General features: G+C 62.5%; 22 protein-coding genes and 4 tRNA genes. 3 read left to right on the plus strand and 23 right to left on the minus strand.

Going from position 1 to position 25984, the window contains the following annotated elements:
- Nucleotide 1 precedes the first annotated feature (1 nt).
- The 23 genes from rplB to BBH56_RS07620 all read right to left on the minus strand — a co-directional run bounded on the left by rplB (nt 2) and on the right by BBH56_RS07620 (nt 22556).
- Nucleotides 2–826: a 50S ribosomal protein L2 gene (gene rplB, locus BBH56_RS07510; RefSeq protein ID WP_069134043.1), complete on the minus strand. Its 825-nt coding sequence runs from the start codon at nt 824–826 to the stop codon at nt 2–4.
- A 20-nt stretch (nt 827–846) separates the two neighbouring features.
- Nucleotides 847–1146 (minus strand): 50S ribosomal protein L23, encoded by a 300-nt coding sequence (gene rplW, locus BBH56_RS07515; RefSeq protein ID WP_069134042.1) that lies wholly within the window; start codon nt 1144–1146, stop codon nt 847–849.
- Nucleotides 1143–1751 (minus strand): 50S ribosomal protein L4, encoded by a 609-nt coding sequence (gene rplD / locus BBH56_RS07520; RefSeq protein ID WP_148122431.1) that lies wholly within the window; start codon nt 1749–1751, stop codon nt 1143–1145. The genes rplW and rplD overlap by 4 nt, the downstream gene beginning before the upstream one ends.
- Nucleotides 1751–2410 (minus strand): 50S ribosomal protein L3, encoded by a 660-nt coding sequence (gene rplC, locus BBH56_RS07525; RefSeq protein WP_148122432.1) that lies wholly within the window; start codon nt 2408–2410, stop codon nt 1751–1753. The genes rplD and rplC overlap by 1 nt, the downstream gene beginning before the upstream one ends.
- 176 nt (nt 2411–2586) lie before the next feature.
- The gene (gene rpsJ, locus BBH56_RS07530) at nt 2587–2904 is read right to left on the minus strand and encodes a 30S ribosomal protein S10 (RefSeq protein WP_069134039.1); all 318 of its coding nucleotides are present in this window, start codon (nt 2902–2904) and stop codon (nt 2587–2589) included.
- Nucleotides 2905–2910: 6 nt separating this feature from the next.
- A complete protein-coding gene (gene tuf, locus BBH56_RS07535; protein ID WP_144347953.1) occupies nt 2911–4101 on the minus strand; it encodes an elongation factor Tu in 1191 nt (396 codons plus the stop codon).
- Between the two features lie 53 nt (nt 4102–4154).
- Complete coding sequence (fusA, locus tag BBH56_RS07540) at nt 4155–6248, minus strand: elongation factor G (protein ID WP_144347959.1); 2094 nt, start codon at nt 6246–6248, stop codon at nt 4155–4157.
- A gap of 22 nt (nt 6249–6270) precedes the next feature.
- A complete protein-coding gene (rpsG, locus tag BBH56_RS07545) occupies nt 6271–6741 on the minus strand; it encodes a 30S ribosomal protein S7 (RefSeq protein WP_069134447.1) in 471 nt (156 codons plus the stop codon).
- 14 nt (nt 6742–6755) lie between these two features.
- Nucleotides 6756–7130: a 30S ribosomal protein S12 gene (gene rpsL, locus BBH56_RS07550; RefSeq protein WP_023367946.1), complete on the minus strand. Its 375-nt coding sequence runs from the start codon at nt 7128–7130 to the stop codon at nt 6756–6758.
- A gap of 111 nt (nt 7131–7241) precedes the next feature.
- Nucleotides 7242–11492 (minus strand): DNA-directed RNA polymerase subunit beta', encoded by a 4251-nt coding sequence (rpoC, locus tag BBH56_RS07555; RefSeq protein ID WP_148122433.1) that lies wholly within the window; start codon nt 11490–11492, stop codon nt 7242–7244.
- A gap of 13 nt (nt 11493–11505) precedes the next feature.
- Complete coding sequence (rpoB, locus tag BBH56_RS07560) at nt 11506–15573, minus strand: DNA-directed RNA polymerase subunit beta (protein WP_148122434.1); 4068 nt, start codon at nt 15571–15573, stop codon at nt 11506–11508.
- Between the two features lie 201 nt (nt 15574–15774).
- Nucleotides 15775–16152 (minus strand): 50S ribosomal protein L7/L12, encoded by a 378-nt coding sequence (rplL, locus tag BBH56_RS07565; protein ID WP_144347956.1) that lies wholly within the window; start codon nt 16150–16152, stop codon nt 15775–15777.
- 63 nt (nt 16153–16215) lie between these two features.
- Nucleotides 16216–16737 (minus strand): 50S ribosomal protein L10, encoded by a 522-nt coding sequence (rplJ, locus tag BBH56_RS07570; protein WP_144347955.1) that lies wholly within the window; start codon nt 16735–16737, stop codon nt 16216–16218.
- 223 nt (nt 16738–16960) lie between these two features.
- Nucleotides 16961–17653 carry a 50S ribosomal protein L1 gene (gene rplA, locus BBH56_RS07575; RefSeq protein WP_144347954.1) on the minus strand — a complete coding sequence of 231 codons (693 nt, stop codon included), beginning with the start codon at nt 17651–17653 and terminating at the stop codon, nt 16961–16963.
- Nucleotides 17654–17657: 4 nt separating this feature from the next.
- Complete coding sequence (gene rplK / locus BBH56_RS07580; protein WP_069134441.1) at nt 17658–18089, minus strand: 50S ribosomal protein L11; 432 nt, start codon at nt 18087–18089, stop codon at nt 17658–17660.
- A gap of 72 nt (nt 18090–18161) precedes the next feature.
- Nucleotides 18162–18695, minus strand: a complete 534-nt coding sequence (gene nusG, locus BBH56_RS07585; RefSeq protein ID WP_069134440.1) for a transcription termination/antitermination protein NusG — start codon at nt 18693–18695, stop codon at nt 18162–18164.
- A 6-nt stretch (nt 18696–18701) separates the two neighbouring features.
- On the minus strand, nt 18702–19079 hold the full coding sequence (secE, locus tag BBH56_RS07590; protein ID WP_148122435.1) for a preprotein translocase subunit SecE: 378 nt from the start codon (nt 19077–19079) through the stop codon (nt 18702–18704).
- Between the two features lie 33 nt (nt 19080–19112).
- Nucleotides 19113–19188: transfer RNA gene (locus BBH56_RS07595), tRNA-Trp, on the minus strand.
- 97 nt (nt 19189–19285) lie between these two features.
- Nucleotides 19286–20476, minus strand: a complete 1191-nt coding sequence (tuf, locus tag BBH56_RS07600) for an elongation factor Tu (protein WP_148122436.1) — start codon at nt 20474–20476, stop codon at nt 19286–19288.
- A gap of 30 nt (nt 20477–20506) precedes the next feature.
- Nucleotides 20507–20581, minus strand: a tRNA-Thr gene (locus tag BBH56_RS07605).
- 7 nt (nt 20582–20588) lie between these two features.
- Nucleotides 20589–20662: transfer RNA gene (locus BBH56_RS07610), tRNA-Gly, on the minus strand.
- Nucleotides 20663–20697: 35 nt separating this feature from the next.
- Nucleotides 20698–20782, minus strand: a tRNA-Tyr gene (locus tag BBH56_RS07615).
- A gap of 118 nt (nt 20783–20900) precedes the next feature.
- Complete coding sequence (locus BBH56_RS07620) at nt 20901–22556, minus strand: DUF4214 domain-containing protein (protein WP_157809122.1); 1656 nt, start codon at nt 22554–22556, stop codon at nt 20901–20903.
- Between the two features lie 148 nt (nt 22557–22704).
- On the opposite strand from BBH56_RS07620, the gene BBH56_RS07625 reads away from it, so the two are divergent.
- The 3 genes from BBH56_RS07625 to BBH56_RS07635 all read left to right on the plus strand — a co-directional run bounded on the left by BBH56_RS07625 (nt 22705) and on the right by BBH56_RS07635 (nt 25757).
- Nucleotides 22705–23670 (plus strand): glycosyltransferase family 2 protein, encoded by a 966-nt coding sequence (locus tag BBH56_RS07625; protein WP_198515204.1) that lies wholly within the window; start codon nt 22705–22707, stop codon nt 23668–23670.
- 137 nt (nt 23671–23807) lie between these two features.
- Nucleotides 23808–25322 (plus strand): DUF6311 domain-containing protein, encoded by a 1515-nt coding sequence (locus BBH56_RS07630; protein ID WP_157809123.1) that lies wholly within the window; start codon nt 23808–23810, stop codon nt 25320–25322.
- Nucleotides 25323–25385: 63 nt separating this feature from the next.
- Entirely contained in the window at nt 25386–25757 is a 372-nt protein-coding gene (locus tag BBH56_RS07635) for a GtrA family protein (protein ID WP_148122440.1), read from the plus strand.
- Nucleotides 25758–25984: the final 227 nt, after the last annotated feature.

Genomic DNA, 25984 nt, shown 5'->3' on the forward strand with positions numbered 1-25984 from the left:
GTTAGCGTTTGCGACGGCGCACGATAAGCTTATCGGTGCGCTTGTTGCTGCGGGTCTTGTGACCCTTCGTCGGAATACCCCAGGGGGTTACCGGATGGCGCCCACCCGACGTCCGACCCTCACCACCACCGTGGGGATGGTCCACCGGGTTCATCACCACGCCGCGCACTGTCGGGCGCCGCCCGGCGATCCGCGTCGCCCCGGCCTTGCCCATGGAGCGCAGCGAGTGTTCGCCGTTACTGACCTCACCGATGGTCGCCCGGCACTCGCTGAGCACCTTGCGCATCTCACCGGAGCGCAGGCGCAGCGTGGCATACGCGCCCTCACGGGCTACCAGCTGGACACCGGCGCCGGCGGAGCGCGCCATCTGCGCGCCCTTGCCCGGCCGCATTTCGATGCAATGCACCTGCGTACCCAGCGGGATGTTGCGCAGTGGCATCGTGTTGCCCGGCTTGATGGGCGAACCCTGACCCGAGCGGACTTCCTGGCCCACCTTCAGGTTCTTGGGTGCAATGATGTAGCGACGCTCGCCGTCCCGGTACAACAGCAGCGCGATGTTCGCACTGCGATTGGGGTCGTACTCCAGCCGCTCGACGCGCGCCGGAATGTCTTCCTTGTTGCGACGGAAGTCGATGTCGCGATAGCGCCGCTTGTGCCCGCCGCCGATATGGCGCGTGGTGATGCGGCCCTGATTGTTCCGCCCGCCACTCTTGTTGAGCTTGCGGACCAGGGGCGCATAGGGCTCGCCCCGGTAGAGATCGCTTTTCACCGGCTGGGCGACGAACCGACGCCCCGGCGAGGTGGGTTTTGCTTTACGCACTGCCATGATCGTTCAGTCCTGTCCGCTTATTCCACGCCGCCGATGAAATCCAGCTCATGGCCCTGCTCGAGCGCCACATAGGCTTTCTTCCAATCGGGACGACGACCCTGGATCCGCCCGAAGTTCTTGCGCTTGCCGTTAACATTGGCCACGCGCACATCCCGGACCTCGACCTCGAACAGCTGCTCGACAGCCGCCTTGATTTCGCGCTTGGTCGCGTTGCGCGCGACCTTGAACGCCACCTGGTTGGCCTCGTCCGCAATCACCGTGCTTTTCTCGGAGATATGCGGTCCGCGAAGCACCTGGTACATCCGCTCCTGATTCATGCGAGCCACTCCTCAATACGCCGCAGCGCATCCGTTGTCATGACGACGTTCTCATGGGCCAGCAGCGTCACCGGGTCGAGGCCGACCGTATCGCGGACATCCACGCGCGGCAGGTTGCGGACCGCCAGGTAAAGCGCCTCACTGACTTCAGTCGTCACGATCAGCACGTCCTCGCTGCCGGTCACCCCCTTGATCTGGGCACGGGCGTCACGCGTGCGGGGCCCGTCGACCTCGAACGTGCTCACGACCTGCAGGCGCTGCTGCCGGAGGAGCTCCGAGAGGATCGAGCGCAGCGCGCCGCGATACATCTTGCGATTGACCTTGACCGAATGATCCCGCGGCTTGGCCGCGAAGGTCTGACCACCACTGCGCCAGATCGGACTGCGGATCGTGCCGGCACGGGCCCGACCGGTGCCCTTCTGCCGCCACGGCTTGACGCCGCCGCCACTGACTTCCGAGCGGGTCTTCTGGGCCTTGGTGCCCGCCCGCGCCCCGGCCAGGTACGAAACCACGACTTGGTGAACGAGCGGCTCACGGAATTCAGCACCGAGAACGGTCTCGGAGACCTCGATGGTCGAGCCGTCACCCTGCAATGTTAGCTGCATCAGTTACCTCCCGCCGCGGCGAGCTGTTTGACCGCCGGGCGCACAATGACGTCCCCGTCCGCCGGCCCGGGAACCGCGCCGCGGACCAACAGTAGGTTGCGCTCGGTGTCGACCCGAACCACCTCGAGATTTTGTGTGGTCTCACGGACATTACCCATCTGCCCGGACATCTTCTTGCCCGGGAACACGCGCCCCGGATCCTGCGCCTGGCCGATCGAGCCGGGCACACGGTGGGATGCCGAGTTGCCGTGCGAGTTGTCCTGCGTGCGGAAATTGTGGCGCTTGACCGTCCCCGCGAATCCCTTGCCCTTGGAGGTACCGGTCACATCGACGATGGCCCCTGCCTCGAACTGCTCGACGGTCAACGTGCCACCGGCCTGGATGTCTTCACCGGCGTCGCTGCCGAGCCGGAACTCCCAGAGGCCGCGGCCCATCTCGACACCGGCCTTGGCGACATGCCCGGCAATGGCCTGGTTGACGCGGGACGGACGACGCTCTCCGGCGGTGACCTGAACGGCACTGTAACCATCATGGTCCTGTGCCTTGATCTGCGTGACGCGGTTCGGGGTGGCCTCGACCACCGTCACGGGGATGCTCTCACCCGTATCCGTAAAAATCCGCGTCATGCCGCGTTTGCGGCCGACGATTCCGATTGCCATCGTCGCTACCCTCTTCCATCAGCTGAACGTATCCCCGCAGGCAGACCGATGCCTTACCTGCTGGGTGATCATCAACCGAATTGTTTCTTTCGGATTGATGCCGGCTTGGGCCGGCCTAAAAGAGGCCCGCTCCGGCGGGCTGATCCAGGATCAGTGCCGGAGTAGTTCCCCGAAACTCAGGAGAGCTTGATCTGCACATCGACACCGGCGGCGAGGTCGAGCTTCATCAGCGCGTCGACCGTCTTGTCCGTTGGGTCGATGATGTCCATCAACCGCTTGTGAGTCCGAATCTCATACTGATCGCGCGCGTCTTTGTTGACGTGCGGCGAGATCAGAATGGTATACCTTTCCTTCTTCGTCGGCAAGGGAACCGGGCCCTGTATATGGGCGCCGGTCCGCTTGGCGGTCTCGACGATCTCCCGGGCCGACTGATCGATCAGCCGATGGTCGAATGCCTTGAGACGAATCCGGATTTTCTGGTTATTCGATGCCATAGTCGTTTACTCGAGGATCTTGGAGACGACGCCGGCACCCACGGTGCGGCCGCCCTCGCGGACCGCGAAGCGCAGACCCTCTTCCATCGCGATCGGCGCGATCAGCGACACGGTCATCTGCACGTTGTCACCCGGCATCACCATCTCCGTGCCCGAGGGCAGGTCGCAGGCACCGGTCACATCCGTGGTCCGGAAGTAGAACTGCGGGCGGTAGCCGTCAAAGAACGGCGTGTGACGGCCGCCCTCGTCCTTGCCCAGCACATACACCTCGCACTCGAACTTCGTGTGCGGCGTGATCGACCCGGGCTTGCACAGCACCTGGCCGCGCTCGACATCATCGCGCTTGGTCCCGCGCAGCAGCGCGCCGATGTTATCCCCGGCACGCCCCTCGTCGAGCAGCTTGCGGAACATCTCCACCCCCGTGACCACCGTCTTGGTCGTCGGGTTGATGCCCACGATCTCCACATCCGAGCCGGTCTTGATGATGCCGCGCTCCACGCGACCGGTCACCACCGTGCCACGGCCCGAGATCGAGAACACATCCTCGATGGGCATCAGGAACGCACCGTCCACCGCCCGCTCCGGCTCCGGCATGTACTCGTCCATCGCCTGCACCAGCTTGACGATCGCCTGCGAGCCCATCTCCGAGGTATCCCCCTCGAGCGCCTTCAGCGCCGAGCCCGTGATCACCGGCACATCATCGCCCGGGAAGTCGTAGCTCGATAGCAGCTCACGGACTTCCATCTCAACAAGCTCGAGCAGCTCGGCATCGTCAACCATGTCCGCCTTGTTCAGGAACACCACAATCGACGGCACACCCACCTGGCGCGCCAGCAGAATGTGCTCACGCGTCTGCGGCATCGGACCGTCCGCCGCCGAGACCACCAGAATCGCCCCGTCCATCTGCGCGGCACCGGTGATCATGTTCTTCACATAGTCCGCGTGCCCCGGACAGTCCACGTGCGCGTAGTGCCGGTCATGCGTCTCGTACTCCACATGCGCGGTGGCAATCGTAATACCCCGCTCACGCTCTTCCGGCGCATTGTCAATCTGGCTGAAGTCCTGCGCGACCCCACCGTACTCAGCCGCCAGTACCTTCGTCATCGCCGCCGTCAGCGTCGTCTTGCCATGGTCAACATGACCAATCGTGCCAACGTTTACGTGCGGCTTGCTGCGCTCAAATTTCGCCTTGGCCACGGTTCACCTCTTACCCGTCAAAATCAAAGACCGAATCCGACCGAACAGGATGTTCAGCCGGCCTTTTTAATCACTTCTTCCGCGATGCTGTTGGGCGCCTCGGCATAGCCGTCGAACTCCATGGAGTAGGCAGCCCGGCCCTGCGTCGCCGAACGGAGATCGGTAGCATACCCGAACATCTCCTTGAGCGGCACCGCCGCGCGGATGATCTTACCGCCAGGACCGTCTTCCATGCCCTGGAGCGTGCCCCGGCGCCGGGTCACATCGCCCATGACATCGCCCATGAAGTCCTCCGGCGTCGTCACCTCGACCTTCATCATGGGCTCGAGCAGCACCGGGTTGCCCTTCATGAACCCATCCTTGAACGCCATCGAGCCGGCGATCTTGAACGCCATCTCCGAGGAGTCGACATCGTGGTAGGAGCCATCGAAGAGTTCGACCTCGAGGTCGACGACCGGGAAGCCGGCGAGCACGCCGTTTTCCATCTGCTCCTGAATGCCCCGATCCACCGAAGGAATGTACTCCTTGGGCACGACACCGCCGACGATCTTGTTGCGAAAGTCGTAACCTTCGCCGCGCTCGCGGGGGCGCATCCGGATCCAGACATGGCCGTACTGACCGCGCCCGCCCGACTGCCGGACGAACTTGCCCTCGACTTCCACCGGCTCGCGGATCGCCTCGCGGTAGGCCACCTGCGGTTCACCGACCTTGGCCTCGACCTTGAACTCGCGCTTGAGCCGATCGACGATGATCTCGAGATGCAGCTCGCCCATGCCGGAAATGATGGTCTGGCCCGACTCGTCGTCGGTGCGCACCTGGAAGGACGGGTCCTCCTGGGCGAGCTTACCCAGGGCAATGCCCATCTTCTCCTGGTCACTCTTGGTCTTGGGCTCGACCGCCACGGAGATCACCGGATCCGGGAACTCCATGCGCTCCAGGGTCACGCGGTTGCTGTTATCGCAGATCGTCTCGCCGGTGGTGATGTCCTTGAGACCGATGGCCGCGGCGATGTCGCCGGCCCGCACTTCGCTGATCTCTTTACGCTCCTTGGAGTGCATCTGGACGATGCGCCCGAGCCGTTCCTTCTTGCCCTTGACCGGGTTGTAGACCGTGTCACCGGTCTTGACCACACCCGAGTAAACGCGGAAGAACGTCAGCGTGCCGACGTAAGGGTCGGTCGCGATCTTGAACGCCAGGGCGGCGAAGGGCTCGTCGTCGTCGGACTTGCGGATGACCGTGCTGCCATCCTCGAGCTCGCCCTCGATATCCGGGACCTCGCTCGGTGACGGCATGTACTCGACCACGGCATCGAGCATGGCCTGGACGCCCTTGTTCTTGAACGCCGAGCCACAGAGCACCGGCACCACCTCGTTGGCGATGGTCTGCACGCGAAGGCCGTGATTGATTTCGTCCACCGTAAGCTCCTCGCCGCCGATGTACTTGTCCATCATGTCCTCGCTGGCTTCAGCGGCGGCCTCAACCAGCGCCTCGCGATAGCGGGCGGCGTCCTCGGCGTACTCCGCCGGGATGTCGACCTCTTCGTAGGTCGTGCCCATGTCCTGCTCATTCCAGTAGATCGCCTTCTGGCGGATCAGGTCGATCACGCCGGCGAAGGAATCCTCGGCGCCGATGGGCAGCTGGACCGGTACCGCGTTGCAGCCCAGACGCTGCTTGAGCATGTCGACGCAGCGGAAAAAGTCCGAGCCCATCTTGTCCATCTTGTTGACGAACACCATGCGCGGGACGCCGTAGCGGTTGGCCTGCCGCCAGACGGTCTCGGTCTGCGGCTCGACACCGGCGTTGGCGTCGAGCACACAGACGGCGCCATCGAGCACCCGCAGGGAGCGCTCCACCTCGATGGTGAAGTCCACGTGCCCGGGCGTGTCGATGATGTTGATGCGGGTCTCGGGGTACTGCTGGTCCATGCCCCGCCAGAACGTGGTGGTGGCCGCAGAAGTAATGGTGATGCCACGCTCCTGTTCCTGGTCCATCCAGTCCATGACCGCGGCGCCGTCATGCACCTCGCCCATCTTATGGGAGATGCCCGTGTAGAAGAGGATACGCTCGGTGACTGTCGTCTTGCCGGCGTCGATGTGCGCCATGATGCCAATATTGCGATAGCGCTCGATCGGTGTCTTGCGTGCCAAAACCTATTACCCCTGAACCTTATTACCAGCGGAAATGCGAGAAGGCCTTGTTGGCCTCCGCCATACGATGGGTATCTTCCCGCTTTTTCACCGCACTGCCACGACCCTCGGCCGCTTCCAGCAGCTCGTTGCCGAGGCGATGCCCCATCGTGGCCTCACTGCGCTTGCGCGCGGCCTCGATCACCCAGCGCATGCCGAGCGTGTTGCGCCGCTGCGGGCGCACCTCCACCGGCACCTGATAGGTGGCACCGCCGACGCGGCGCGACTTCACCTCGACCACCGGCCGAACCTTGTCGAGCGCCGTCTCCAGCACTTCCATCGGCTCGCCACTGTGCTTTTCGGCGATCCGGTCGAGCGCGGTGTAGACGATCTTCTCGGCCACCGCCCGCTTGCCGTCGCGCATGATCATGTTCACGAAACGCGTGAGCATCTCGCTGTCATACTTCGGGTCCGCGAGGACCTTGCGCTTCGGGACTTCTCTTCTTCTCGGCATGATTGTCTACCCGCTTATCCTTTTGGCCGCTTGGCGCCGTACTTCGAGCGTCCTTGGCGGCGCTTGCTGACACCGGCGGTGTCCAGCGAGCCGCGGACGACGTGATACCGCACACCGGGAAGGTCCTTGACACGGCCGCCGCGAATCAGCGCGACCGAATGTTCCTGGAGGTTGTGCCCCTCACCGCCGATATAGCTGGCGACCTCGTAGCCGTTGGTCAGCCGCACGCGCGCGACTTTCCGCAGCGCCGAGTTCGGCTTCTTCGGGGTGGTGGTGTAGACGCGGGCGCACACACCTCGACGCTGAGGACAGGCCTCGAGCGCGGGCACGTTGCTCTTCTCGTGCCGGCGCTTGCGAGGCTTGCGCACCAGCTGATTGATCGTGGCCATAGAGTTCTGACTCCCGTCCTTCAACGAACGCCGGAGTGGAAGGCCCAACTCCGGCGAAAGCCGTTAAGTGTAGGATCGGGCTTCATGGGTGTCAACCAGAAGCCCGGTCCGCTAGTTTTCCGACAGATCCGGTGCATCGGTGGTCGCAGCACCCCCGCCGAGGCCGAACTGCGGCGCCATCGGAATCATCGGCGCCGGCGTCTCGCGACGCTGCCGCTGGCGTTCCTGATGGTACGCATAGCCCGTCCCGGCGGGGATCAGACGCCCGACGATCACGTTCTCCTTGAGACCGCGCAGGTCGTCCCGCGCCCCGCGGGTGGCCGCATCGGTGAGCACCCGGGTGGTCTCCTGGAACGACGCCGCCGAGATGAACGAATCGGTGGCCAGCGACGCCTTGGTGATCCCCAGCAGCTGGGGCTCCCAGATGGCCGGCTCGCGACCCTGCTCGACGAGCTGCTCGTTTTCTTCCTCGACGCGTCCCCAGTCGGCCTGCTCGCCGCGCAGATAACGCGTATCCCCGGGGTTGCGGATCTCGACCTTGCGCAGCATCTGGCGACTGATCACCTCGATGTGCTTGTCGTTGATCTTCACGCCCTGCAGGCGATAGACGTCCTGGATTTCCTTGACCATGTACGCCGCCAGCTCGGCGACACCCAGCAGACGCAGGATGTCGTGCGGGTTGGGCTCACCATCGGCGATCACCTCGCCCTTTTCGACGAACTCGCCCTCGAACACGGTGACGTTACGATGCTTGGGGATCAGCTCCTCGTACTCTTCGCCATCCGGCGTGGTCAGCACCAGGCGCTGCTTGCCCTTGGTGTCCTTGCCAAAGCTCACGGTGCCCGAGGTCTCGGCAAGAATCGCCGGCTCCTTGGGCTTGCGGGCCTCGAACAGGTCCGCCACCCGCGGCAGACCGCCGGTGATGTCACGCGTCTTGGACGACTCCTGCGGAATACGGGCGATCACGTCACCCACATCCACCTCGGCATTGTCCTCGACGCTGACGATGGCGCCGGCCGGCAGGGCGTAATGCGCCGGGATCTCGGTGCCGGCCAGGTTCAGGTCATTGCCCGCCTCGTCGACCAGCTTGACCACCGGACGCAGGTCCTTGTAAGCCACCTTGTCCCCGGTGCTGCTGCGCACATGCTCGCCAGTGCCGCGACTCTTGGGATCGGTCACCACCAGACTGCTGAGGCCGGTGACCTCGTCGGTCTCGCGGTTCACCGTGACACCCTCGACGAAGTCGTAGAACTTCAGCCGGCCCTTCACCTCGGTGATGATCGGGTGGGTATGCGGATCCCAGTTGGCCACGACCTGGCCGGCCTCGACCGCCTCCTGCTCGGCGACGGCGATGGTCGCACCATACGGCACCTTGTAGCGCTCACGCTCGCGGCCGGCCTCATCCATGACCGTGATCTCGCCCGAGCGGGACACGGCCACCAGGTTGCCGGACTGATGCGCCACGGTCTTGAGGTTGTGGAGGCGCACCGTGCCCGCGGACTTGACCTGCACATTGCTGATGGCCGCGGCCCGGGAGGCGGCGCCACCGATGTGGAAGGTCCGCATCGTCAGCTGGGTGCCCGGCTCGCCGATGGACTGCGCCGCGATGACGCCCACCGACTCACCCACGTTCACCTTATGGCCACGCGCCAGGTCCCGGCCGTAGCAGGCCGAGCAGACGCCGTGACGGGTCTCGCAGGTGATCGGCGAGCGCACCCAGATCTCGTCCACGCCTTCGCTCTCGACCGCCTCGATCTGGCGCTCGTCCAGCAGGGTGCCCTGCTCAACCAGGACCTTGCCGGTGCCCGGCTGCACGACGTCCTGGGCCACGACCCGGCCCAGCACGCGCTCACCCAGGGCCTCGACCACGTCACCGCCCTCGATGAGCGGCGTCATACGCAGGCCGCGATGGGTGCCACAATCCTGCGAGGTGACCACCAGATCCTGCGATACGTCCACCAGCCGGCGGGTGAGATAGCCGGAGTTGGCCGTCTTCAGCGCCGTATCCGCGAGGCCCTTACGGGCACCGTGGGTGGAGATGAAGTACTGCAGAACGTTCAGCCCCTCACGGAAGTTCGCCGTGATCGGCGTCTCGATGATCGAGCCATCGGGCTTGGCCATCAGGCCGCGCATGCCGGCAAGCTGGCGGATCTGCGCCGGCGAGCCACGCGCGCCCGAGTCGGCCATCATGAAGATCGAGTTGGTCGACTTCTGCACCAGCTCGCTGCCTTCGCTGTCGGTGACCGTCTCCTTGCCGAGTTTTTCCATCATCGCGGTGGCCACCTCCTCGTTGGTCCGCGACCAGATGTCGACCACCTTGTTATAGCGCTCGCCATTGGTGACGAGACCCGAGGCGTACTGATCCTCGATGTCCTTCACCTCGACCTCGGCATCGGTCAGGATCTGCTCCTTCTCGCCCGGGATGACCATGTCTTCCATGCCAATGGACACCGCCGCACGGGTGGACATCCGAAAGCCCAGGTACATGATCTGGTCGGCGAAGATGACCGTCGCCTTCAGACCCAGCCGCCGATAGCACTGGTCGATCATCTCCGAGATGGCCTTCTTGGTCATGTCGCGGTCGACAAGATCGAACGGCAGGCCCTCGGGAACGATGTTGTAGATCAGCGCCCGGCCAACGGTGGTCTCCACCCGCCGGGTGGACTCGCTGCGCTGGCCCTCGTCGTCGACCACGACCTCGTGGAAGCGCACCGTCACCCGCGCCTGAAGGCCGACCCGCCCGCTTTCGTAGGCGCGATGGACCTCGTCGAGGTCGGCGAAGGTCATGCCCTCGCCCTGCTGGCGCTGGAGCACCAGCGACATGTAATACAGCCCCAGCACGATGTCCTGCGAGGCGCCGATGATCGGCTCGCCGGAGGCCGGCGCCAGGACGTTGTTGGTGGCCATCATCAGGGCCCGGGCCTCGAGCTGTGCCTCGAGCGCCAGCGGCACGTGGACCGCCATCTGGTCGCCGTCAAAGTCGGCGTTGAACGCCGGACACACCAGCGGGTGCAGCTGCACCGCCTTGCCCTCGACCAGCACCGGCTCAAAGGCCTGGATGCCGAGACGATGCAGGGTCGGCGCCCGGTTGAGCATCACCGGATGCTCGCGGATGACCTCCTCGAGGATGTCCCAGACTTCGGCGGTCTCGCGCTCGACCATCTTTTTGGCCGCCTTGATGGTGGTGGCCAGGCCCAGCCGCTGCAGGCGCGAGAAGATGAACGGCTTGAACAGCTCCAGCGCCATGCGCTTGGGCAGGCCGCACTGATGCAGCCGCAGGGTGGGGCCGACCACGATCACCGACCGGCCGGAGTAGTCCACGCGCTTGCCCAGCAGGTTCTGCCGGAAACGGCCCTGCTTGCCCTTGATCATGTCCGCCAGCGACTTCAGCGGCCGCTTGTTGGTGCCGGTGATGGCCCGTCCACGGCGGCCGTTGTCGAGCAGTGCATCCACCGATTCCTGGAGCATGCGCTTTTCGTTGCGCACGATGATGTCCGGCGCGGACAGATCCAGCAGCCGACGCAGGCGATTGTTGCGGTTGATCACCCGGCGATACAGATCGTTGAGATCCGAGGTCGCGAAACGCCCGCCGTCCAGCGGCACCAGCGGCCGCAGGTCCGGTGGCAGCACCGGCAGGACGGTCATGATCATCCACTCCGGCCGATTCCCCGACTCGAGGAACGACTCGACCAGCTTGAGCCGCTTGGACAGCCGCTTGATCTTGGTCTCGGAGTTGGTGGCATCCATCTGCTCACGGAGGGTTTCGGTCTCCTCGCGCAGATCGAGGTTCTTGAGCAGGTGGCCGACGGCCTCGGCGCCCATGCGGGCGTCGAACTCGTCACCGTACTGCTCCATGGCGTCCAGATACTGCTCGTCGCTCAGCAGCTGACCCTTCTTGAGCGGGGTCATGTTGGGCTCGATGACCACGAACGCCTCGAAGTAGAGGATGCGCTCGATGTCACGCAGGGTCATGTCCAGCAACAGGCCGATGCGCGAGGGCAGCGACTTCAGGAACCAGATGTGCGCGGCCGGACTGGCCAGGTCGATATGCCCCATGCGCTCACGGCGCACCTTGGCCAGGGTGACCTCGACGCCGCACTTCTCGCAGACCACGCCGCGATGCTTGAGGCGCTTGTACTTGCCGCACAGGCACTCATAGTCCTTGACGGGGCCGAAGATCTTCGCGCAGAAGAGCCCATCCCGCTCCGGCTTGAATGTCCGGTAGTTGATGGTCTCGGGCTTTTTCACCTCGCCAAACGACCATGACCGGATCTTCTCCGGCGATGCCAGTCCGATGCGGATGCCATCAAAGTCGTCGAGCTGGGCGCCCGGCTGTTTGAACAGATTCAGTAGGTCTTTCATATCGGCTACCCGTTCAGTCCTGCTCGAGCTCGATATCAATACCGAGGGAGCGAATCTCTTTGACCAGCACATTGAAGGATTCGGGCATGCCCGCCTCCATCTGGTGCTCGCCATCGACGATGTTCTTGTACATTTTGGTCCGGCCGGCGACATCGTCGGACTTGACCGTCAGCATTTCCTGCAGGGTGTAGGCAGCGCCGTACGCCTGCAGGGCCCAGACCTCCATCTCGCCGAAGCGCTGGCCACCGAACTGCGCCTTGCCGCCCAGCGGCTGCTGGGTGACCAGGCTGTAGGGCCCGGTGGAGCGCGCGTGCATCTTGTCGTCGACCAGATGGTTCAGCTTGAGGATGTGCATGTAGCCCACGGTCACCGGCCGATCGAATGGATCGCCGCTACGGCCGTCGTACAGCTGCGCCTGACCGCTTTCCGGCAGCCCGGCGAGTCGGAGCATGTTCTTGATCTCGCCCTCATTGGCGCCATCGAACACCGGCGTCGCCATCGGCACGCCACCACGGAGATTTTCGCAGAGCTCGACGATTTCCTCGTCGGTGAACGAGTCGAGGTCCTCGCGCTTGCCGCTGGAGTTGTACACCTTCTCGAGAAAGCCGCGCAGTTCGTCGACCTTCCGCCGGGCATCGAGCATCTCGCCGATGCGTCGGCCCAGTCCCTTGGCGGCCCAGCCCAGATGCACCTCGAGCACCTGCCCGATGTTCATCCGCGACGGCACACCGAGCGGTGACAGCACCACGTCGATGGGCTCGCCGTCGGCGGAGAACGGCATGTCCTCCACCGGCACGACGCGGGAGATCACCCCCTTGTTGCCGTGACGGCCGGCCAACTTGTCACCGGCCTGGATGCGCCGGCGCACGGCCAGGTAGACCTTGACCATCTTGAGCACGCCGGGTGCCAGGTCGTCACCGGCACCGATCTTTTCCTTTTTCTCCTCAAGCCGTGCATCGAAGGCCTCGCGCTGGGCCTTGAGCTGGGCCTGGACCGCCTCGAGACGCGCCATCGCGCTTTCGTCGCGCAGGCGGATCTCGAACCAGCGGCGCCGGTCGATGCCGTGCAGGTACTCGGCGGTGATCTCGGTGCCGGCCTTGAGCTGCTCGGGCCCACCGTCAGCCACCTGGCCGATCAGCGACTGCTCGAGCCGCGCGAAGGCGTCATCCTCGAAAATCCGGTACTGATCATCGAGATCCTTGCGCACGTCGGCGAGTGCATCGGCCTCGATGGAAAGGGCCCGGGCATCCTTCTCGACGCCATCACGGGTGAAGACCTGGACGTCGATGACCGTGCCATCCATGCCCGAGGAGACCCGCTGCGAGGTGTCCTTCACGTCCGAGGCCTTCTCGCCAAAGATGGCCCGCAGGAGCTTTTCCTCCGGGGTCAGCTGGGTCTCGCCCTTGGGCGTGACCTTGCCGACCAGAATATCGCCGGCCTTGACCTCGGCACCCACGTAGACGATGCCCGACTCATCCAGCTTGGACAGCGCGCTCTCACCCACGTTGGGGATATCGGCGGTGATTTCTTCCGAGCCCAGCTTGGTGTCGCGGGCGACGGCCGTCAGCTCCTCGATATGGATCGTGGTGTAGCGGTCCTCCTGGACGACGTTCTCCGAGATCAGGATCGAGTCCTCGAAGTTATAGCCGTTCCAGGGCATGAACGCGACGCGCATGTTCTGGCCCAGCGCCAGCTCGCCCATGTCGGTGGACGGGCCGTCGGCCAGCACATCGCCGCGACCCACCCGGTCGCCGGGGCGCACCAGCGGCTTCTGGTTCTGGCAGGTGCTCTGGTTGGAGCGCGTGTACTTGGTCAGGTTGTAGATGTCGACGCCCGGCTCGCCGGACTGCGCCTCATCATCGTTCACCCGGACCACGACCCGGGCGGCGTCGACCTGATCGACGATACCGCCGCGGTCGGCCACCACGGTGACGCCCGAGTCGACCGCCACGGCCCGCTCCATGCCCGTGCCCACCACGGGCTTTTCGGCCCGCAGGGTCGGCACCGCCTGGCGCTGCATGTTCGAGCCCATCAGCGCCCGGTTGGCGTCATCATGCTCGAGGAACGGCACCATGGACGCCGCCACCGAGACGATCTGCTTGGGCGAGACGTCCATGTACTGGACCTTGTCCGGCGAGGACATGCCGAACTCGTTCTGGTGCCGGATCGAGATCAGCGAGTCCACCAGATCGCCCTGCTCGTCGATACGGGCGTTGGCCTGGGCGATGATGTAGCGGCTCTCCTCGATGGCGGACAGATAATCCACCTGGTCGGTGACCCGACCATTCTCGACCCGCCGATAGGGGGTCTCGAGAAAGCCATAGCTGTTCAGCCGGGCGTAGCAGGCCAGGGAGCTGATCAGACCGATGTTCGGCCCCTCGGGCGTCTCGATCGGGCAGACCCGGCCATAATGGGTGGGGTGCACGTCACGCACCTCGAACCCGGCCCGCTCGCGGGTGAGGCCGCCCGGTCCCAGCGCCGAGACCCGGCGCTTATGGGTGACCTCCGAGAGGGGGTTGTTCTGATCCATGAACTGCGAGAGCTGCGAGGAGCCGAAGAACTCCTTGATCGCCGCGGCCACGGGCTTGGCGTTGAGCAGCTCCTGGGGCATCAGCCCCTCGCTTTCCGCCAGACTGAGGCGCTCGCGCACGGCCCGCTCGACCCGCACCAGCCCGATGCGGAAGTTGTTCTCGGCCATCTCGCCGACACAGCGCACCCGGCGGTTGCCGAGGTGGTCGATGTCATCGACGGTGCCCTTGCCGTTGCGGATGTTGATCAGCTCGCGCAGGACCGCAAGGATGTCCTCGTTGTCGAGCACGCCACTGCCTTCGACCTCGTCCCGGCCGACCCGCAGGTTGAACTTCATGCGCCCCACGGCGGAGAGGTCGTAGCGATCCTCGCTGAAGAACAGGTTGGCGAACAGGTTCTCGGCGGCGTCCTTGGTCGGCGGCTCGCCCGGGCGCATCATCCGGTAGATCTCGATGAGCGCCTCAAGCGGCGTCGTGGTCGTGTCGATGTTGAGCGTATTGGAGACGTACGGGCCCTGATCGACGTCGTTAATGAACAGCACCCGAAAGGTCTTGATGCCGTTATCGCGCAGCGACTGCACCAGCTCTTCGGTCAGCTCGGTGTTGGCCGAGGCCAGCACTTCGCCGGTGGACTTGTCGATGATGTCTTCGCCCAGGATCCGTCCCACCAGATAGTCGTCGGGCACCTGGAGCTTTTTCAGCCCGGCCTTATCCATCTGGCGGATGTGGCGCGCGGTGATGCGCCGGCCCGCCTCGACGATGACATTGCCCTCGCCGTCCTTGATCTCGAAGGTCGCGGTCTCACCGCGCAGCCGCTCCGGCACCAGGTCCAGATCGGCGCCCTTCTTGCGCAGGTGATAGGTGTTCTTGTCGAAGAACAGGTCCAGGATCTGCTGGTTGTCATAGCCCAGCGCACGCAGCAGCACCGTGGCCGGAAGCTTGCGCCGGCGGTCGATGCGCACATAGATCGAGTCCTTGGGATCAAACTCGAAGTCGAGCCAGGAGCCGCGATAGGGAATGACCCGCGCGGTGAACAGCAGCTTGCCCGAGCTGTGCGTCTTGCCCTTGTCATGATCAAAGAACACGCCCGGCGAGCGGTGCAGCTGCTGGACGATCACCCGCTCGGTGCCATTGATGACGAACGTGCCATTGCGGGTCATGAGCGGCATTTCGCCCATGTAGACTTCCTGCTCGCGGATGTCCTTGACCGCGCGGGTGTCCTTGTCATTGATGACGAGGCGCACGAGCACGCGCAGCGGCGCCGCGTAGGTCATGCCGCGGAGCTGGCACTCCTTGACGTCGAAGGACGGCTCGCCAATGCGATAGTTGACGTACTCGAGCCGGGCACTGCCGGAGTAGCTCTCGATCGGGAACACCGAATCGAGGGCCGCCTGCAGGCCTTTGTCGTCCCGCTTGTCCGGGTCCTGTTCAAGCTGCAGGAAATCCCGGTAGGATTCGATCTGCGAGGTCAGCAGATAGGGAACATCCAGCACCTTCGGCTGTTTGCCAAAGTCATTGCGGATGCGCTTTTTTTCAGTAAACGTATAGGCCATCGAGGTTCCTCAACGAGGTCGGGGTCCGCCGTGTGCAAGGCTTCGAGGACTCGCCCAATGCAAGCACTCGCAGACTTGGACACAACGGCCGTCAACGGATTCCGACTACAACAGATTCTTCACAAGCACCAAAGGGCCAACGGCCGGTTCGACCGTCAGCCCCCATCAACGCCGGTTCTGTGGCGCTGGTCTGGTCAAGCCCTACTTGAGCTCGACCGTGGCGCCCGCCTCTTCGAGCTGACCCTTCAGCTCGTCGGCTTCTTCCTTGGTGGCGCCTTCCTTGACCGGCGCCGGGACGCCCTCGACCAGCGTCTTGGCCTCCTTGAGACCCAGACCCGTGGCGCCGCGGACCGCCTTGATGACGCCGACCTTGTTCTCGCCGAAGCCCGTCAGGACTACGTCGAACTCGGTCTGCTCTTCGGCGGCTTCACCCTCACCGCCACCGGCGGCGGGTGCTGCAGCGACGGCGGCGGCAGCGGTGACACCAAACTTCTCTTCCATCGCCTCGATGAGCTCGACGACCTCCATGACGGTCATGTTCGAGATGCTCTCGAGGATGTCTTCCTTGGAAACGGCCATTGTGTTTTCTCCTGGCTGATTCGATTGATAATTGCGCGAACGGCAGCGACAGGGCTGTCGATCCTACTGCTTGGCGTCCTTGACCGCGGAGACGGTACGCACCAGCTTGCCGGGCACCTCGTTGAGGGTGGTGGCGAGCTTCTGTACCGGCGCCTGCATGGTCGCCATGAGGCGACTGATCGCCTCGTCGTAGGTGGGCAGTGTGGCCAGCCGGTCGATCTCGGACCCGGGGTATTTCTCCCCGCCGACCGCCAGCATTTTCACTACCAGCTGTTCGTGTTCCTTGGCAAAGCTCTTGAGAACACGGGCGGCTGAGCCGGGATCTTCCTGCGAGAACGCGAGCACCAGCGGACCTTCAAGGTCTTCGCTCATGCACTCGAACTGCGTGCCCTCGACGGCGCGCTTCGCGAGGGTGTTCTTAACCACCCGCACATAAACGCCCGCATCCCGGGCCTGCACACGCAGGCTATCCATATCACCGGCGGACAGACCCCGGTATTCCGCGGCAACCGCGGAATGGGCCTGACCAGCCACCTCAGCGACTTCCTGCACCATCCGCTTTTTCTGTTCCAGACTTACGCCCATTCAAATGCCTCCTGGAACGGCGGTTGGTAATGGCATCCGGACCCTCGGCCCGTCTGCCCCGTAACGGTGAACCCGTGCAGGAAACCTGTCCTGTCCGGCACACCGTCTACCGCTGGCGGTCGTATGACACTTACGCGGCGAACCGCACCCAACGGTCTATGACGGCTGTCTCGATGACAGCCAGCAGCCATTGACACAATGGCCGCGACATCGGAGCCGCTGACTAGGTCAGCGCCCCCAAATCCACCGGCACCCCCGGCCCCATCGTCGTGGAGACCGTGGCCCGTTTGAGATAGACACCCTTCGACGAGGCCGGCTTGATCTTCTGCAGATCATTGATCAGGGCCTGGAGGTTCTGCGCGAGGGCCTCCGGCTCGAAATCGGCCTTGCCGAGGCTGCAATGAATCAGCCCGCCACGGTCGGCGCGGTAGCGCACCTGCCCGGCCTTGGCGTTGCGCACGGCCTCGGCCACATCCGTGGCGACTGTGCCTACGCGCGGGTTGGGCATCAGCCCCCGCGGGCCCAGCAGACGGCCCAGCTTACCCACGACGCCCATGGCGTCCGGGCTGGCGATGACCACGTCATAATCCAGTTCGCCGCCCTGCATGCGCTCGGCCAGGTCGTCCATTCCCACCGTATCGGCACCGGCCGCCTCGGCGGCCTCGGCATTGGCCCCCTGGGCGAACACGGCGACCCGGACGGTCTTGCCGGTGCCATTCGGCAGCACCGTTGAGCCGCGCACCATCTGATCACCCTTGCGCGGATCAATCCCCAGATTGACGGCGACGTCGATGGACTCGGTGAACTTCGCGGTGGCGAGCTCCTTGAGCAGGTTGAACGCCTCCTGGGCCGGGTACAGGCGGTCGCGGTCGATCTTCTCTTCGAATACGCGCTGGCGCTTGGTCAGTTTTGCCATGGCGTTACACCCCCTCCACGTTCAGGCCCATGCTGCGGGCGGAGCCGGCGATCGTCTTGACCGCCGCTTCCATACCAGCGGCATTGAGATCGGGCCACTTCGTCTGCGCGATCTCCTCGAGCTGCTCACGATTCACCGTGCCCACCTTGGTGGTGTGCGGCGTGCCGCTGCCCGACTTGATGCCCGCGGCCTTTTTGAGGAGAACCGCGGCCGGCGGTGTCTTGGTGATGAACGTAAAGCTGCGGTCGGAGTAAACGGTGATCACCACCGGGGTCGGCAGACCCTGCTCCATGTCCTGGGTCTGCGCGTTGAACGCCTTGCAGAACTCCATGATGTTCAGACCATGCTGACCCAGCGCCGGCCCCACCGGCGGGCTCGGCTTGGCGGCCCCGGCGGGGACCTGCAGCTTGATGTAGGCTTCGACTTTTCTCGCCATTGATTGAGCTCCTGATGTGGGTAGTAGCGCCGGGGGCTTTCACCCCGGCTCCCCTGACGGCGGACCGCCTGACTAGGTCTTTTCGACCTGACTGAAATCGAGCTCCACCGGGGTGGAGCGACCGAAGATCAGAACCGCCACCCGCAGGCGGCTCTTCTCGTAGTTGACTTCCTCGACCACGCCATTGAAGTCGTTGAACGGGCCGTCGGTCACGCGCACCACTTCGCCGACTTCGAACAGCACCTTCGGACGCGGCTTGTCGACGCCCTCCCGGACGCGATCAAGAATGTTGGCGGCCTCGGCGTCGGAGATCGGCGCCGGGCGCCCCCGCGACGGACCGATGAACCCCATCACCCGCGGCACGTTCTTGACCAGATGCCAGGTGTCGTCGCCCATTTCCATCTGCACCAGGACATAGCCCGGGAAGAACTTGCGCTCGCTGCGACGCTGCTGGCCTTCCTTCATCTCGACGACTTCTTCCGCGGGTACCAGCACCTCGCCGAACTCGTCTTCCATGCCGGCCCGCGCGATGTGCTCCTCGAGCGCCTTTTTCACCTGGTTTTCAAACCCGGAATACGCGTGAACGACGTACCAGCGTTTCGCCATGAGTGATCAGCCTCCGGGGCGTACGAGGGCGCCAACGCCCCACATGAAAAACATATCCATCAGCCACAGCAGGATGGCGACGATGAAAACCATGACCAGCACGACCAGCGTCGTCTGAATCGACTCCTGCCGGGTCGGCCACACCACGCGGCGCAGCTCCTGGCGCGCCTCGCGGGCGAAGCTCCAGGCATTCCGCCCGGGCTGGCTGGTCATTGCGATGGCGATGGCGATGCCTGCCACGGCCACCATGCCCACCACGCGAATCAGGTCGGACTGGCCTTCGAGGCCATAGAAACCGACCACACCTGCAAGGAAGGTCGCGGCGGCCAAAGTCAGTTTGGCCTTGTCCGTACCCGTGGTCGTCGTCTGATCGTTTGCGCTCATGGAACCCGCGACGCTGTTGGTGACCGGATTAAATGGCAGGCCAGGAGGGACTCGAACCCCCAACCTACGGTTTTGGAGACCGTTGCTCTGCCAATTGAGCTACTGGCCTATACTCGCGTTTGACCGGCCATCAAACGGCGAACTCGGTAGTGTACGCAAAGCCCCGGGGTTTTGAAACCCCAGGGCCTTGACAACACGCGATCGGTTTACCCGAGGATCTTGGAGACGACGCCGGCACCGACGGTGCGGCCGCCCTCGCGGACCGCGAAGCGCAGACCCTCTTCCATCGCGATCGGCGCGATCAGCGACACGGTCATCTGCACGTTATCACCCGGCATCACCATCTCCGTGCCCGAGGGCAGGTCGCAGGCACCGGTCACATCCGTGGTCCGGAAGTAGAACTGCGGGCGGTAGCCGTCAAAGAACGGCGTGTGACGGCCGCCCTCGTCCTTGCCCAGCACATACACCTCGCACTCGAACTTCGTGTGCGGCGTGATCGACCCGGGCTTGCACAGCACCTGGCCGCGCTCGACATCATCGCGCTTGGTCCCGCGCAGCAGCGCGCCGATGTTATCCCCGGCACGCCCCTCGTCGAGCAGCTTGCGGAACATCTCCACCCCCGTGACCACCGTCTTGGTCGTCGGGTTGATGCCCACGATCTCCACATCCGAGCCGGTCTTGATGATGCCGCGCTCCACGCGACCGGTCACCACCGTGCCACGGCCCGAGATCGAGAACACATCCTCGATGGGCATCAGGAACGCACCGTCCACCGCCCGCTCCGGCTCCGGCATGTACTCGTCCATCGCCTGCACCAGCTTGACGATCGCCTGCGAGCCCATCTCCGAGGTATCCCCCTCGAGCGCCTTCAGCGCCGAGCCCGTGATCACCGGCACATCATCGCCCGGGAAGTCGTAGCTCGAGAGCAGCTCACGGACTTCCATCTCAACAAGCTCGAGCAGCTCGGCATCGTCGACCATGTCCGCCTTGTTCAGGAACACCACAATCGACGGCACACCCACCTGGCGCGCCAGCAGAATGTGCTCACGCGTCTGCGGCATCGGACCATCCGCCGCCGAGACCACCAGAATCGCCCCGTCCATCTGCGCGGCACCGGTGATCATGTTCTTCACATAGTCCGCGTGCCCCGGACAGTCCACGTGCGCGTAGTGCCGGTCATGCGTCTCGTACTCCACATGCGCGGTGGCAATCGTAATACCCCGCTCACGCTCTTCCGGCGCATTGTCAATCTGGCTGAAGTCCTGCGCGACCCCACCGTACTCAGCCGCCAGTACCTTCGTCATCGCCGCCGTCAGCGTCGTCTTGCCATGGTCAACATGACCAATCGTGCCAACGTTTACGTGCGGCTTGCTGCGCTCAAATTTCGCCTTGGCCACGGTGGTACCCCCTGAAAAGTTCACTGGATCTGGAGCCCATGGGCGGATTTGAACCGCCGGCCTCTCCCTTACCAAGGGAGTGCTCTACCCCTGAGCTACATGGGCTTTGCTCTGGAGCGGGTGATGGGAATCGAACCCACATCATCAGCTTGGAAGGCTGAGGTTCTACCGTTGAACTACACCCGCGTGCCCGGGCCCGCGTCGGCCGCGGGTCAGAAATCTGGTGGAGGGAGGAGGATTCGAACCCCCGAAGGCTGTGCCAGCAGATTTACAGTCTGCCCCCGTTGACCGCTTGGGTATCCCTCCAGAATCAAGCCCTGAATGTTGGTGAATGCGGGGGCGGATGTCAAGGGTGCCTCATCTCCGTCCCGAGGGACCCGGCTTGAGCCTTAACTCATATGGCGTGGGCTATCTGAGTCGACCTTCACGCCCACTCGAGATACATCACCCCCTCGTCAATGATGCCCGCCACATTCTCAACATTCTCGGTCGATTCGGCGAATTCGACCAAAAGACTCTCCTCAGAGACAGCCGGGTTATTCTCGATCGCGTTGAGCCAAAACTCGAACCCATCATCATCGGGCGACCGACCGAGCACGTTGTTGTAAAGGGCATCAACATAGGCTCTATCAGTCAGTGAGGCGCCGTACTTTTCGGCCATCTCATCGGACGCAACGAACTCCGCAGCGACCTCATCCACCCCAACACCTGACTCGAGGGCGTTGACCCAAAAGCCAAGCCCTTCCAGATCCGGCAACCGATCAAATGCAGCCTTATAGATTCTGTACGCCTGAGCTTCGAGAGAGTCGCCGGAGGGCCCTATTACGAGTCGATCGTCGGAGAACGCAACCTCGCTGAACCCCGAAAAATCCACCGTACTGCCATTAGATGTTAGCGTTAACCCACTCTCGCTTTGACGTGCCTCACTGTCTTGGTAACTGATGCCTGGGCGCCAGACGTCTTCACCCAACCCTGCGTCCAGGTCGACACCGCCCGCGAAGCCGCTGACGCGGTCGTCGCCGCCCCGCAACTCGATCGTGGAAGCAAGGTCTCCGAGGTTTACAATGTCGGTGTGTTCGGTGAACACGACATGTTCAACCCCGTGGGCGGCCTCGTCCGTATCCGGTGCGAGCCGAATGTTCCCGACCTCGCCGAACGCCGCCGAGTTCTTCGTCCCCGATGCCCAATCGTAGACGCTGCCGAGGGTCTCGGTCTCGCCGATCGAGATTCGACCGGATTCAAGATCTGCGTCGACACGGCCGCCAACTTCTCCGAGGTAGAGCTTATCCTGCCCTGTGGTGCCGAAAAGCCACATAAAGTCCGAGCCCTCGGCGCCAGAGAGATCAAGATCAAAGCTCACCGTCGAAAAGCCGCTGACGACCGAATCGCCCGCTGCAGACGACTCATCAACTCGGTAGGTGATACCCGACCCATCATCCGCACGCCCGTACATCTGCTGGAGCGCATGAATATCGAGGGGCCCAAACGATAGCGTGTTCACAGGTGAGTAATATGATGGTGACGTATCGATCGCATTGTAGGTCATGACCGACATCAATGGCGTATCAAGTGCATCGGGAAGCACTGCCGATTCATATCCACCATTGTAGGGCTGCGGATGCTTAAGCCCCAGCGAGTGACCGATCTCGTGGATCAGGGTCTCCGCGAAGTCACGCCCTACGAGATCCGTACTGACGAAATTATTCCCATATTCGTAGTAATCACTCGGGTAGTTCGCATACCCTCCCATGGTCATGTTGTGCGTCCCGAAGCGAACATCCCCTTCCCCGGGGGCTACTTCCTCAAAGCTGAGCCCGGTAAACGCTGCCACCTGATCAAAAACCGCCTGGGTTAGATCCTTTTCCCTCTGACTGAAGGCCTCGAATTGCGCAGACTCTCCAGTCGGTACGTAGCTGTAATCCGAATACGGAGGCCGCTCACTCTCGGTATAGAAGGAATACGTAACTGGTTTACTGCTCAATGTCTGTCCGTATGCGAGCGCATCCTCATGCGTTGCCATGAGCGCTTTGAATGCGTCCGTACCCGATCCAAGCCAGTCCGTGTTGTAGTCATAGGCCATCGTTCGATCTCCTTTGCCTTCAGCGTCGGCCGCTGCCTCCATGCGACGACACCGGTACCCCGGCGGGAAGCCGCGGCACTTGAGCATCAAGCTGTATCGTGATGCTGTATTACCCTCGGCATGACATACCCCAACACCCAGGAGCGGAATGACGCAACCAATGACTGCACACCCTCCCTCCACTCAGTGGACGCTGTCACTGATCGTGCCGGTTCTGAACGAGGCCCACTCACTCAGGCGATTTCTGGATGAAACGCTCGAGGTACTGCTGCCGGTGGTGCCCGCCCTGGAGGTAATCTTCATCGACGATGGCTCAACTGATGGAACCCTAGAAATCCTGCGTGAGCTGTCGAGCACTTATCCAGGCGCACGATATGTGTCCTTTTCGAGGAATTTCGGCAAAGAGGCTGCCTTGAGCGCCGGCCTCCAGCATGCGACGGGGGATGCGGTCGTCCCCATGGATGCGGATCTGCAGCACCCCCCGGAAGCGGTGATCGATTTCATCGACGTCTGGCGTCACCGAGGCGTCGAGGTGGTGTACGGCATCCCCGCATCCAAACAAGCAGAGACGGCTAGCAAGACCGCCACTTCCTCCTGGTTCTATCGGTTGTTCAATAAAATATCCGAGGTTGATATCCCTGCTTCCGCCGGTGACTTCCGCCTGCTTGACCGTGTGGTGGTGGATACGATCAATCGGCTGCCCGAGCGTAACCGTTTTATGAAAGGCATCTATGCCTGGGCCGGTTTCCGATCTGAAGCAGTTATCTATCAACAACGTGGACGTCTGACGGGAACGAGCCGATTCAATTACTGGAAACTATGGAACTTTGCGCTCGACGGTTTCATTGGCTTTTCAACCTGGCCGTTAAGAATCTGGACCTACATCGGCGGTATCATCGCTTTATCAGCCTTCGTGTATATGGCCATCATTATCACCAAGACACTGATATGGGGTATCGATACGCCCGGATATGCTTCGCTGATGTCTGCGGTTCTCTTTTTCGGGGGCATGCAATTGCTGTCGATCGGCATACTCGGTGAGTACGTCGCGAGGATGTTTTCTGAGACCAAACGTCGACCGCTATACGTCGTCATGGAGACCGATTCCACATGAGTGGTCTAGAAACGTCTTCCATACGATACATGATTTCAGGGGCGAGATCGCTGAGGGATCCAACTGGTCCCGTTGGCCTATTGATTGCTGTAGCGATTGCCGGGACGTACATTACGCTACTTTTTCCTGCCGGGTTCGTGACCGGCGATGCCCCGTGGTGGCACGCTCAGCGAGAAGACATCTCGCAGTACCTTGCGGGGCTTAACGCCTTCCTCGCTGAGCCGTGGAACTTTCCCCTCCTATCTGTTCAATCAATTGTCTACCCGCAAGGCACGAATGCGATTTTCCTGGATGTAATCCCCGCGCTCGCCCTTATTCTGAAACTCTTTGTTCCGGACACTGCGCTACCCATCAACCCTTACGGTGCCTGGCTGGCCGCATCCATTACTCTGCAAGCCGTCTTCGGGTGGCTGATCCTCCGCACACTGCAGGTCCGTCAGTGGGGGGCGCTCATCGCGCTTTCCTTTTTTCTGGTCAGCTTTCCCGCCCTCACACATCGCCTTGGCCATGTCAGCCTCACCTCCCATTGGCTACTTCTTGCAGGCCTGCTGCTCTACCTAAGGGGCTGGCAAGAGACCCGACTCCCCCTCATCAGCTGGTCCGCGCTGCTACTGATCGCCTTTTATATCAACCTCTACCTAACGGCGATGCTCATTCCGCTCTATGCCGTATCAGTTCTGGCTGTAACTCCCTGTCGCGGGCAGCTCCGCTTTGCATCAAAGGCCGCCCTCGCTTTTGTTCCAGTCGCCGCATCGACATTGGTCACCATCCTTCCGCTACCCGGTTCGAGCGGCGCCGAGAGCTGGGGTTTTGGCTACTACTCGATGAACCTGCTCGCGCCATTGACCGGCGGGTATCTGTTGGAAATCCCGGGGAACCCCATCGCCCATGGCGGCCAGGGCGAAGGCTTCAACTATCTGGGTTTTGGAGTGATTCTGCTTTTCTTATTGGCCGTCTGGCGTACATGCGGCAGCCGATGGCGGATCATCAATCAACATCGGTATCTCTTCATTCTCTGTATTTTGCTCACCCTCTACGCATTATCGTCACAAATCTACTTCGGTGAGACTCATATACTCACGAATCGTATCTTCAAGCCATTTGAACCTATCACTGACATTTTTCGGTCATCCGGCCGGTTCTTTTGGTTACCAGGATATACGATCGCTCTTTTTGCGGTTCTTGCCTACGCAAAAAGGCCAAACGCACACTGGGCAACCCCTGTTTTCATCGGCCTAGCGTTGATTCAATTGGTTGATCTTCAAAATCATCATGAAAATGTCTCCAGTTATCTCCATCGACCGGCGGAAGCCAGGGGCGAGATAGAAATTTGGGATGAGCACGTGCCTTCCGATGCTGAGCATCTTTTCTTTAGCCCCCTCTTCGGCTGTCAGGACGGGCCGCCGACCGATCTGCTAGCCGCCATGCGGTTCGCCATCGATGAGGGGATGACCATTAATACAGGCTATGTCGCCCGACACGCCCCAGCCTGCAACGAGGGCGCCGCGTCCAATATCGATCAGCTAGGTGATAACGTCGTTGTCTTTTTCGACAAAGATGACTATCCAAAGCGTTCGACCGCGCTCACACGATTCAATCACCGCGATGGCACATGCGATGATGGACAATCAGTGTGGATCTGCACGCCATGAGCGGCCAATTGATCGCATCCTATCTCAAGCGTGACGACCCAAGGCAGCTAAGGAGCAGTCGTCATGTTGATTGCTGAGGTTGGCCGGCTTTTCAAATTTGGGATTGTCGGGGGCGCTGCGACCGCTGTCCATCTGGCAACGGCATCTGCATTGCTCTTGATTTATCCGGGATTCTCAGTCTTTCTCACGAACTTTCTGGCATTCTGCAGCGCAGTACCGGTTTCTTTTTACGGTCACCAAAACTTTACCTTTCAACGTCAAGGCGACTCAAAAAAGTTTTTCTTGGTCGCATTCGGCGGGTTTCTAATCAATAACTTTTTCCTCGGTATCGTGGTGACGACGACACACATGAATGGCATCGCTTCCATCACAATCTCGACACTGGCGGTACCCGTACTTATCTACACCGCATCCCGCCTCTGGGTATTTCGTTGACCCGAACAGAATCGGCATGCGGACCCCGGATTCCACGTGATGAGGGACCCGAGTGTGGCTGCTGGGAGATACTCCGGCTCTTTCCCCGACCAGAGAGGAGAGAGCCACGATGCCGACCAGGAGACTACCGATGCGGCGTGTCCGCGCGCCGGTCTGAGCTAGCCGCTTCCTGAGGGTCTGGACGACGCACAGCTCGAGGCGATGCTCTACGCTAAACCCAAGCCCAC

This window comes from Spiribacter roseus, from assembly GCF_002813635.1.
In the GTDB taxonomy this organism is placed as follows: Bacteria; Pseudomonadota; Gammaproteobacteria; order Nitrococcales; family Nitrococcaceae; genus Spiribacter; species Spiribacter roseus.

Coding starts and splice junctions, on each gene's coding strand:
- BBH56_RS07635 (WP_148122440.1), top strand. CDS start 25,386: ATGTTGATTGCTGAGGTTGGCCGGCTTTTCAAATTTGGGATTGTCGGG.
- secE (WP_148122435.1), bottom strand. CDS start 19,079: ATGAGCGCAAACGATCAGACGACGACCACGGGTACGGACAAGGCCAAA.
- rpoC (WP_148122433.1), bottom strand. CDS start 11,492: ATGAAAGACCTACTGAATCTGTTCAAACAGCCGGGCGCCCAGCTCGAC.
- rplD (WP_148122431.1), bottom strand. CDS start 1,751: ATGCAGCTAACATTGCAGGGTGACGGCTCGACCATCGAGGTCTCCGAG.
- rplB (WP_069134043.1), bottom strand. CDS start 826: ATGGCAGTGCGTAAAGCAAAACCCACCTCGCCGGGGCGTCGGTTCGTC.
- rpsG (WP_069134447.1), bottom strand. CDS start 6,741: ATGCCGAGAAGAAGAGAAGTCCCGAAGCGCAAGGTCCTCGCGGACCCG.
- rpoB (WP_148122434.1), bottom strand. CDS start 15,573: ATGGCCTATACGTTTACTGAAAAAAAGCGCATCCGCAATGACTTTGGC.
- rplL (WP_144347956.1), bottom strand. CDS start 16,152: ATGGCCGTTTCCAAGGAAGACATCCTCGAGAGCATCTCGAACATGACC.
- BBH56_RS07620 (WP_157809122.1), bottom strand. CDS start 22,556: ATGGCCTATGACTACAACACGGACTGGCTTGGATCGGGTACGGACGCA.
- nusG (WP_069134440.1), bottom strand. CDS start 18,695: ATGGCGAAACGCTGGTACGTCGTTCACGCGTATTCCGGGTTTGAAAAC.
- rplK (WP_069134441.1), bottom strand. CDS start 18,089: ATGGCGAGAAAAGTCGAAGCCTACATCAAGCTGCAGGTCCCCGCCGGG.
- rplA (WP_144347954.1), bottom strand. CDS start 17,653: ATGGCAAAACTGACCAAGCGCCAGCGCGTATTCGAAGAGAAGATCGAC.
- rplW (WP_069134042.1), bottom strand. CDS start 1,146: ATGAATCAGGAGCGGATGTACCAGGTGCTTCGCGGACCGCATATCTCC.
- rplC (WP_148122432.1), bottom strand. CDS start 2,410: ATGGCAATCGGAATCGTCGGCCGCAAACGCGGCATGACGCGGATTTTT.
- BBH56_RS07625 (WP_198515204.1), top strand. CDS start 22,705: ATGACGCAACCAATGACTGCACACCCTCCCTCCACTCAGTGGACGCTG.
- rpsL (WP_023367946.1), bottom strand. CDS start 7,130: ATGGCCACGATCAATCAGCTGGTGCGCAAGCCTCGCAAGCGCCGGCAC.
- rpsJ (WP_069134039.1), bottom strand. CDS start 2,904: ATGGCATCGAATAACCAGAAAATCCGGATTCGTCTCAAGGCATTCGAC.
- rplJ (WP_144347955.1), bottom strand. CDS start 16,737: ATGGGCGTAAGTCTGGAACAGAAAAAGCGGATGGTGCAGGAAGTCGCT.